At 71.9% G+C, this 9393-nt stretch carries 9 protein-coding genes; 7 read left to right on the forward strand and 2 right to left on the reverse strand.

Annotated elements, in window-relative coordinates; all coding sequences use genetic code 11:
- Positions 1-38 precede the first annotated feature (38 nt).
- A complete protein-coding gene (locus ACQKIP_RS30940; RefSeq protein WP_427744780.1) occupies positions 39-752 on the forward strand; it encodes a PIG-L deacetylase family protein in 714 nt (237 codons plus the stop codon).
- A gap of 73 nt (positions 753-825) precedes the next feature.
- Positions 826-1662: an enoyl-CoA hydratase/isomerase family protein gene (locus tag ACQKIP_RS30945; RefSeq protein WP_365865248.1), complete on the forward strand. Its 837-nt coding sequence runs from the start codon at positions 826-828 to the stop codon at positions 1660-1662.
- 47 nt (positions 1663-1709) lie between these two features.
- Here ACQKIP_RS30945 and ACQKIP_RS30950 read toward each other — a convergent pair whose 3' ends face one another.
- A complete protein-coding gene (locus ACQKIP_RS30950) occupies positions 1710-2648 on the reverse strand; it encodes an SDR family oxidoreductase (RefSeq protein WP_427744775.1) in 939 nt (312 codons plus the stop codon).
- A gap of 91 nt (positions 2649-2739) precedes the next feature.
- Positions 2740-3705, reverse strand: coding sequence for an NAD(P)/FAD-dependent oxidoreductase (locus ACQKIP_RS30955; RefSeq protein ID WP_427744777.1), 966 nt, complete (start codon positions 3703-3705; stop codon positions 2740-2742).
- Between the two features lie 77 nt (positions 3706-3782).
- Between ACQKIP_RS30955 and ACQKIP_RS30960 the strand changes: the two genes are divergently transcribed.
- From ACQKIP_RS30960 to ACQKIP_RS30980, 5 genes are all read left to right on the forward strand, one after another.
- A complete protein-coding gene (locus tag ACQKIP_RS30960) occupies positions 3783-4394 on the forward strand; it encodes a helix-turn-helix domain-containing protein (RefSeq protein ID WP_365865243.1) in 612 nt (203 codons plus the stop codon).
- 90 nt (positions 4395-4484) lie between these two features.
- Complete coding sequence (locus ACQKIP_RS30965) at positions 4485-5453, forward strand: NADPH:quinone oxidoreductase family protein (protein WP_365865241.1); 969 nt, start codon at positions 4485-4487, stop codon at positions 5451-5453.
- Positions 5450-6631: an acyl-CoA dehydrogenase family protein gene (locus ACQKIP_RS30970; protein WP_365865240.1), complete on the forward strand. Its 1182-nt coding sequence runs from the start codon at positions 5450-5452 to the stop codon at positions 6629-6631. Before ACQKIP_RS30965 ends, ACQKIP_RS30970 begins: the two co-directional genes overlap by 4 nt.
- Positions 6628-7773: an acyl-CoA dehydrogenase family protein gene (locus ACQKIP_RS30975; RefSeq protein ID WP_365865239.1), complete on the forward strand. Its 1146-nt coding sequence runs from the start codon at positions 6628-6630 to the stop codon at positions 7771-7773. The genes ACQKIP_RS30970 and ACQKIP_RS30975 overlap by 4 nt, the downstream gene beginning before the upstream one ends.
- A 129-nt stretch (positions 7774-7902) precedes the next feature.
- A partial coding sequence (locus ACQKIP_RS30980; RefSeq protein WP_427744779.1) for an ABC transporter substrate-binding protein occupies positions 7903-9393 on the forward strand: 1491 nt, incomplete at its 3' end.

The following is a 9393-nucleotide window of genomic DNA, read 5'->3' on the forward strand; positions in this document are numbered from 1 at the left end:
TGACAGAGCCGTTGCATGCGAACGACCAGCTCACCCCCATGCCCGAGGACTGGCAGCGCGCACTCGCCGTCGTCGCGCACCCCGACGACCTGGAGTACGGCTGCTCGGCCGCGATCGCCGGCTGGACGGACGCCGGACGCGAGGTCTCCTACCTCCTCGCCAGCCGCGGCGAGGCGGGCATCGACACCCTCGACCCGGCCACGTGCGGCCCGCTGCGCGAGCGTGAGCAGCGGGCCAGCGCGGCCGTCGTCGGCGTGTCGTCCGTGGAGTTCCTCGACCACAGGGACGGCGTGATCGAGTACGGGACGGCGCTGCGCCGCGACATCGCCGCCGCGGTCCGCAGGCACCGGCCCGAACTCGTGATCACGCTCAACCACCGCGACACCTGGGGCGGCGTCGCCTGGAACACCCCGGACCACGTCGCCGTCGGCCGCGCCACGCTGGACGCCGTGGGGGACGCGGGCAACCGCTGGATCTTCCCCGAGCTGATCGAGGAGGACGCGCTCGAACCCTGGAACGGGGTGCGCTGGGTGGCCGTCGCCGGTTCCAGCTCGCCCACGCACGCGGCGGACGCGACGGCCGGGCTCGAGCGTTCCGTGCGCTCGCTCCTCGAACACCGCACGTACATCGAGGTGCTGACGCAGGAGGACCCCGAGAAGTACTGCCGCGAGTTCCTCACCGGCAACGCCCAGCAGGTGGCGCCGCGCTTCGGCGGGAAGCCCGCGGTGCCCTTCGAGGTCTTCAGCCGCTGAGCCGCCGCCATTAGGCTGACGTCACGTCAGGAACTGACGTGACGTCAGAACTGTGGGCAGGAGCTGGTGCTAGGTGATCGACACCATCGGCACGGACATCCCGGAGGGCGAGGAGCGGCTGCGCCTCGACATCGAGGACGGCCTGGGCATCCTCACCCTGTGCTACCCGCAGAAGCTCAATGCCTGGAGCTGGGAGGCCACGCGCCAGCTGGGCATCTTCGCGGACCGGATCCGCTTCGACGACTCGATCAGGGCGGTGCTGCTGCGGGCCGAGGGGCGGGCGTTCTGTGCCGGGATCGACATCACCGCGCACGCCGGCGACGTGATCGGCGGTCGCTCGGGGTCCGAACGCACCCGCAATTACTACGAGGCCCTGCGCTGGGTCCACGAACGCTTCCGGGTCTTCGCGGGCCTTCCCCAGCCGGTGGTGGCCGCCGTGCAGGGGTACTGCCTCGGCTTCGGCTTCGAGCTCGCGCTGATGGCGGACGTGCGGATCGCTTCGGACGACGCGGTGTTCGCGCTGCCCGAGGCGCAGATCGGTGTCGCGGTGGACGCGGGCGGCGATCTGCGCATCGCGCGCGAGGCGGGCGCGGGCTGGGCCAAGCTGCTCTCGCTCACCGGCCGCCGCATCGACGCGGCCACGGCCGAGCGGCTGCGCCTGGTCCAGATCGTCACTCCGGCCGACGAACTGGCCAAGACGGCCCGCGAAGTCGCCGCGGAGATCGCGGCGAACGGCCCGCTGGCCGTACAGGGCATCAAGCGGGCCATCGACACGTATGCGGATGCGGGGATGGGCGCCGCCCTCGATCAGGTGGCGATGAACGCGGCCGTCACGCTGACGTCGGAGGACTCCCGCGCCGGGTACGCGGCGAAGGGGGAGCGGCGGGCGGCGGAGTTCGAGGGCAAGTAGCCGCCACTGCCACCGCTGCCGCTGCCGCGAAGGAGAGAGGCGCCGGGTCAGCCCTCGAAAGGCCCCCGTCCCATCTGCTCCCGCACCGTCACCACCTCCGGGCTCACCAGCCCCCGCCGCTGCCAGTTCGCGCCGTCGACCACCAGGGTGTGGCCGGTGATGAAGCGGGCGTAGGGGGAGGCCAGGAACGTCGCGGCCCAGCCCAGTTCGCGTGGGGCGCCGACGCGGAGGGCCGGCTGGCGCGAGCCGAGGCCCTGCCGGGGTTCGTCCGCTGCGTGTTCCGGCGCGGGCGCCGCCCGGTCGAGGTTGCCGCGGATGTCGGCGGTCATGTCCCCGTGCGGCATCAGGCCCGGCACCAGGCCGTTGACCTGGATTCCGTACGGGCCCCACTCCACCGCCAGGCTCTCGACGAGGCTGTGCACGCCCGCCTTGGCCGCCGCGCTGTGCGCGAAGCCGGGGCCGCCCGTCCACGCGTACGACGCCCCGATGTTGATGACGGAGCCGGGTGTGCCCGCCGCGAGATGGCGGCGGGCGAACTCGCGTGTCATGAAGAAGGTGCCGGTCAGCGTGATGTCCACGACCGAGCGCCAGGCGTTCGGCGACATGTCCTCCGCGGGCACGGGGAAGTTCGCCGCCGCGTTGTTCACCAGGACGCCGGGCAGCCCGCACGCCTCCCGCGCCGCGTCGAAGACCTCGGCGACGCGCTCCGGGTCGCGGATGTCGCAGGGCACGGCCGTCACCCGCCCGCCGAGGGCCGCGAGTTCGTCCCGCGCCGCCTTCAGCCGTTCCTCCTTGCGGCTGGCGATCACCAGATCCGCGCCGAGCCGCGCGAACTCCGCGGCGATCGCCTTGCCGAGGCCGGTGCCGCCGCCGGTCACCAGGACGGTCACCCCGTCGTAGGTGCCCTCGGGCAGGGCGCTCGTGCCCAGCGGGGCGGGGGCCGGGAGGCCCGGCGGCGTCCCTTCGTTCGCATCGTCGTCCGTCATGGCCGCATCGGTATCGCGCATGGCCGCATCGATATCGCGGAACGCCCCAAAGCTCCATGCCCGCACGGAACTTCACGCCCGGTGCGGGCCTTCAGGCCCGCACCGCCGCTTCCCGGCGCCGCGCCGCCACGCCCGCGTCGATGTCCGCGAGGACGAGTTCGTGGTTGATCGTGAGCCCGGCCTGGTATCCCGCGGCAGCCGCGTTGATCACCTGCACCTTGGGGCCCGCCGCGTTGCCCACGGCCCACACGCCGGGCACGCTCGTGCGCCCGTCCGCGTCCACGACCGGGTAGGGACCGAAGGGCGTGTCCCGGGTGTCCGCGCCGAGCCGGTCGAGGAGTTCGTCGCGGGGGCGCGCCCCCGCCCCCGCGAACAGCACCGAGCGCGGGACCACCCGGCCGTCCGCGAGCCGCACTCCCGTCAGGCGGTCGTCCTGCACGGCGATTCCGGTCACCGTGCCCTCCACCACCGTCACCCCGGCGACGGCCAGCCTCTCCCGGTCGTCGGCGGACGGCTCCGGCTCGGTGTGCAGGAACAGCGTCACGTCCTTGGACGACTGCGTGACAATCAGCGCCTGGTGGATGCCTGAGTCCGGCGACGCGAGCACACCGACGGCCTGGTCCCGCACTTCGTAGCCATGGCAGTACGGGCAGTGCAGCACGTCGCGGCCCCAGCGCCCGGCCAGGCCCGGCACGTCGGGAAGCTCGTCGACCAGGCCCGTGGCCATGACGACGCGGCGCGCGTGCACGCTGCGGCCCTTCGCGAGGCCGACCTCGAACTCCCCGGCGCCGTCGGGCCGTACGGCACTCACGCGGTCGTCGGCGACTTCGACTCCGTACGCCGCCACTTCGCGCCGCCCCACGGCGAGGAACTCGGCGGGCGGCATCCCGTCCCGGGACAGATAGCCCTGCATGTGCGCGGCGGGCGCGTTGCGCGGCTCGCCCGCGTCCACGACCAGGACGCGGCGCCGCGACCGGCCGAGGACGAGCCCCGCGCCGAGCCCCGCCGCGCCACCGCCGACGACGACCACGTCGTACGTATCGCTGTTGCTGTTCATCGTGACCACCTCCACCCGGACCGTCGCATCGAGCGTGAGGGATTGACAATCAAGTTTGCCGATACTGCAATAAAGCCATGGCTGAGAATGATGACGACAACGTGAATCTCGACGGCGTCCTCGCCGAAGTCGGCCCCCGCCTGCGCAAGCTCCGCAAAGAGCGCGGGGCGACCCTCGCGGGCCTGGCCGCGGCCACCGGCATCTCGGTGAGCACCCTCTCCCGCCTGGAGTCCGGCCACCGCAAGCCCAGCCTCGAACTGCTGCTGCCCATCGCCCGCGCCCACCAGGTCGCCCTGGACGAGCTCGTCGGCGCCCCGCCCGTCGGCGACCCGCGGGTGCGGTCCAAGCCGATCGTCCGGCACGGCCGCACGATGATCCCGCTGACCCGGCAGCCCGGCGGCCTCCAGGCGTACAAGATCTTCGAGCCGGTCCGCTCCGTCGAGCCCGACCTGCAGACCCACGAGGGGTACGAGTGGCTGTACGTCCTGTCCGGGCGGCTGCGGCTCGTGCTCGCCGATCATGACGTGATCCTCACGGCGGGCGAGGCCGCGGAGTTCGACACGCGCGTTCCGCACTGGTTCGGGTCCACGGGGGAGGGGCCCGCGGAGTTCCTCAGCCTGTTCGGACCGCAGGGCGAGCGGATGCACGTCCGGGCGCGGCCCGCCCGGCGGGAGCGGGAGACGGACTGAAGCGGACTGACGAGACGGTTCCCCTGCCTGCAAGCGACCGCTTAGTATGCGACGGAGCCCGGTCTACGAAGAGCCCCGTGGAGGCCCCGCATGCAGGCATGGCAAGTGCACCAGAACGGCGAGCCGAGCGCAGTGATGCGCCTCGAAGACGTGGACCGGCCGGTGCCGGGCGACGGACAGCTGCTCCTCAAGGTCCGCGCCGCCAACATCAACTTCCCCGACGCGCTGCTCTGCCGCGGGCAGTACCAGGTCACGCCCCCGCTGCCGTTCACGCCCGGCGTGGAGATCTGCGGCGAGACCGAGGACGGACGGCGCGTGATCGCCAACCCCGCCCTTCCGTACGGCGGCTTCGCCGAGTACGCGATCGCCGACGCGGCGGCCGTGCTGCCCGCGCCCGACGCCCTGGACGACGCCGAGGCCGCCGCGCTGCACATCGGCTACCAGACCGGCTGGTTCGGCCTGCACCGCCGCGCGCACCTCAAGGAGGGCGAGACCCTCCTGGTGCACGCGGCCGCCGGCGGCGTCGGCAGCGCGGCGATCCAGCTCGGCAAGGCGGCGGGCGCCAAGGTCATCGGCGTCGTCGGCGGCGCCGCGAAGGCCGAGGTCGCCCGCGAGCTCGGCTGCGACCTGGTCATCGACCGGCGTACGGAGAACGTGATCGGCGCGGTCAAGGAGGCCACCGGCGGCCGTGGCGCCGACGTCGTCTACGACCCCGTCGGCGGCGACGCCTACACCCAGTCGACCAAGTGCGTCGCCTTCGAGGGGCGGATCATCGTCGTCGGCTTCGCGAGCGGCGTCATCCCGACGCCCGCGCTCAACCACGCCCTGGTGAAGAACTACGCCGTCCTCGGCCTGCACTGGGGCCTGTACAACGCCAAGGACCCGCAGGCGATCCTGCGCTGCCACGAAGAGCTCACCCAGCTCGCCGCCAAGGGCGCGATCAAGCCGCTGATCAGCGAGCGCGTGCCGCTGGGCGAGGCCGCCGCAGCCGTCCAGCGGGTCGCCGACGGCATCACCACGGGGCGGGTGGCCGTGGTTCCCGCGGGAGGCGCCGCATGACGGATGACGCCGGACTGCGCAGCCGTACACAGGAATTCCTCGCCGCCAACCCGCCCGCCACGACGGACCGCGCCGCGTTCCTCAAGGCACGCTTCGACGCCGGACTCGCCTGGGTGCACTACCCCGAAGGTCTCGGCGGCCTGGGTGCGCCGCGCTCTCTGCAGGCCGTCGTGGACGCCGAGTTGGAGGCCGCGGGCGCGCCCGACAACGACCCGCGCCGCATCGGGATCGGCCTGGGCATGGCGGCGCCCACCATCCTGCGCTTCGGCACCGAGGAGCAGAAGCGGGCCTTCCTGCGGCCGTTGTGGGTCGGCGACGAGGTGTGGTGCCAGCTCTTCAGCGAGCCGGGCGCCGGATCCGACCTCGCCGCCCTGGGTACCCGCGCCGTGCGTGACGGCGACTCCTGGGTGGTCAACGGGCAGAAGGTGTGGACGTCCGGCGCCCATGCCGCCCGCTGGGCCATCCTCATCGCCCGCACCGACCCGGAGGTGCCCAAGCACCGCGGCATCACCTACTTCGTCTGCGACATGACCGACCCCGGCGTCGAGGTGCGCCCGCTGCGGCAGATCACCGGCGAGGCCGAGTTCAACGAGGTCTTCCTCACCGACGTCCGGATCCCGGACGCGCACCGCCTCGGTGAGATCGGCGACGGCTGGAAGGTCGCGCAGACCACCCTCATGAACGAGCGGGTGTCCATCGGCGGCGCCCGCATCCCGCGCGAGGGCGGCATGATCGGCCCCGTCGTCGAGGCGTGGCGCGAGCGGCCCGGACTGCGCACGCACGATCTGCACCAGCGGCTCCTGAAGGTGTGGGTGGAGGCCGAGGTCGCCCGGCTCACCGGCGAGCGGCTGCGCCAGCAGCTCGTGGCGGGCCATCCGGGGCCCGAGGGCTCGGGCATGAAGCTCGGGTTCGCCCGTCTGAACCAGGAGATCAGCGGCCTGGAGGTGGAACTCCTCGGCGAGGAGGGCCTGTTGTACGAGGACTGGACGATGCGGCGGCCCGCGAAGGTCGACTTCGTCGGCCGTGACGCGGGCTACCGCTATCTGCGGGCCAAGGGCAACAGCATCGAGGGCGGCACCAGCGAAGTGCTGCTCAATATCGTCGCCGAGCGTGTCCTCGGGCTGCCCTCCGAGCCGCGCACCGACAAGGACGTCGCGTGGAAGGACCTCGCCCGATGAGCACGCAGACACCCCAGTCACCCCAGTCACCCCAGAGCCCGCAGAGCGCGCCGCGCGACCTGCTGTACTCCGAAGAGGAGGAGTCGCTGCGCTCGGTGGTGCGCGGCCTGCTCGCCGACCACTGCGACGCCACCGCCGTGCTCACCCGCACCGAGTCCGCCGAGCCGCACGACCGCGAGCTGTGGAAGATGCTCACGGACGGCATGGGCCTTGCCGGACTGCTCGTGCCCGAGGAACTCGGCGGCCAGGGCGCCACGCACCGCGAAGCCGCCGTCGTCCTGGAGGAGTTGGGCCGCGCGGTCGCGCCCGTGCCCTATCTGACCAGTGCCGTCATCGCGACCGAGGCGCTGCTGGCCTGCGAAGGCGACGCGGCGAGGGAGCTTGTGGGCGCACTCGCGTCGGGACGCAGGATCGGCGTGCTCGCCGTGTCGCTTGCCGCCGCTCCGGGCGATGCCCTGCCCGGGGTGCGCGCGGAGGGCGATGCCCTGCACGGCAGCGTCACCGGTGTCGCCGACGCGCTCGCCGCCGACGTGTTCCTGGTGCCCACGAGTGCGGGTCTCTTCGCGGTGGACGCGGCACTGGAGGGCGTGAGCGTGGCGCCGCAGACCTCCCTCGACCTGACGCGGCCGCTCGCCACGGTCACCTTCGAGGGGGCACGCGCGCGTGCGGTCGGTCCCGAATCCGGGCCCGCCGTGCGACGGGGTCTGCGGGCCGGCGCCGGGCTCCTGGCCTCCGAGCAACTGGGCATAGCCGACTGGTGCCTGACCGAGACCGTGCGCCACACGAAGGAACGGCACCAGTTCAACCGGCCCGTCGGCTCCTTCCAGGCGCTCAAGCACCGGCTCGCCCAGCTGTGGCTCGAGGTGGTCAACATGCGGGCCACCGCACGCAACGCGGCCGACACCCTCGCCGCAGGCAGCGCGGACGCCGATGTCGCGGCGGCTCTGGCGCAGGCCTTCGCGTCGCCCGCCACGGTGCGCGTCGCGGAAGAGGCGCTCCAGTTGCACGGCGGCATCGGCATGACCTGGGAGCACCCCGTCCATCTCTACCTCAAGCGGGCCAAGGCCGACTCGATCGCGCTGGGCACGGTGGGCCGGCACCGGGAGGAGCTGGCCGCCCGCGTCAACCTGCCCGCGCCCTGACCCCCGGCCGGTGGTGCCCCTGCCCCCGTGATCCACCCGGTATGGACCACCCGTTTTACCCACCCATTACATCAGGCATAATTGCGACCCGTTCGCAATAACGTTTGATCTTCAGTAGGGGTGTGGAGCATGAGGGCCCGATCAATACGGGGTACGGGCGCGGTTGCGGCGGCCGCCTCTCTGGCGGTCGCCGCTTCGGCCTGTTCGGCGCCGGGCGACGGCAAGGGGGCCGGCGGCGCGAAGGATTCCGCGGTCGTCGGCATCGCGTACGAACCGGACACCCTGAGCCCGCTCCTCGGCTACGGCAAGGACGGCAACTCCAAGATCTTCGACGGTCTGCTCACGCACGACGCCGACATGAAGCTGAAGCCCGCCCTGGCCGCCGCGCTGCCCGAGGTCGGAAACGACGGCAAGACGTACACCTTCAAGCTGCGCAAGGGCGTCAAGTTCAGCGACGGGAAGCCCTTCACCTCCAAGGACGTCGTCTTCACCTACGAGACGATCCTCGACAAGAAGACCAACAACGCCTCCAAGACCGAGCTCGACGCCGTCAAGAACGTCGAGGCGAAGGGCGACGACACGGTCGTCTTCCACCTCAAGTACCCCTACGCGCCGTTCGCCGAGCGCACCGTTCTGCCGATCGCGCCCGAGCACATAGCCGGCAAGCAGGACGTGAACACCGGCGACTTCACCACCAGGCCCGTCGGCACCGGCCCTTACAAGCTGGTGAAGTGGTCGAAGGGCGAGAAGCTCACCTTCAAGGCCAACCCCGGCTACTGGGGTGGCGCACCGAAGGTCAAGAACTTCACCATGGCGATCATCAAGGACGACGACATCCGCGCCACCCGGCTCGACGCCGGTGAGCTCGACGGCGCGATCCTGCCGCCCAACCTGGCGAAGAAGTACGAGAACGACGGCAACAAGAAGTCCTACGCCGCCAAGACCTTCGACTACCGCGTGGTGACGCTGCCCACCGGCAACAAGGTCACGGGCGACACCGACGTCCGGCGCGCCCTGGACACCGGCGTCGACCGCAAGGCCATGGTCGACTCGATCCTGGACGGCGCGGGCAAGGAAGCGTACGGCCCCGTCCCGACCGACAGCCCGTGGTTCACCAAGGGCACCGAGCGGGGGCACGACCTCGCCGCGGCCGGGAAGATCCTCGACAAGGCGGGCTGGAAGCCGGGCAAGGACGGCATCCGCGCGAAGGACGGCGTCCGGGCGGCGTTCCCCCTCTGGTACCTCTCCGGCGACAAGCTCCGCCAGGACCACGCGCTCGCCTACGCCTCCGACGCCAAGAAGCTCGGCATCAAGGTCGAGGTGCAGGCGGGCACCTGGGAGGTCATCCAGCCGCGCATGCCCAAGGACGCGGTCCTGGCGGGCGGCGGCTCCCCGGCCGACCCGGACTTCGACCAGTACACGCTCCTGAAGTCCTCGCTCGCCGGTGACGGCTTCAACAACATGGCCCACTACGACAACCCCGAGGTCGACAAGGCGCTCGACGAGGCCCGCGAGAGCGGCGACCACGCCAAGCGGCAGGCCGCCTACGACACCATCCAGCGCGCACTGGTGAAGAACCCCGGCTACACCTTCCTCACCCACATCGACCACCTCTACGTC

This window comes from Streptomyces sp. NPDC059900, assembly GCF_050270335.1.
Classification (GTDB): domain Bacteria; phylum Actinomycetota; class Actinomycetes; order Streptomycetales; family Streptomycetaceae; genus Streptomyces.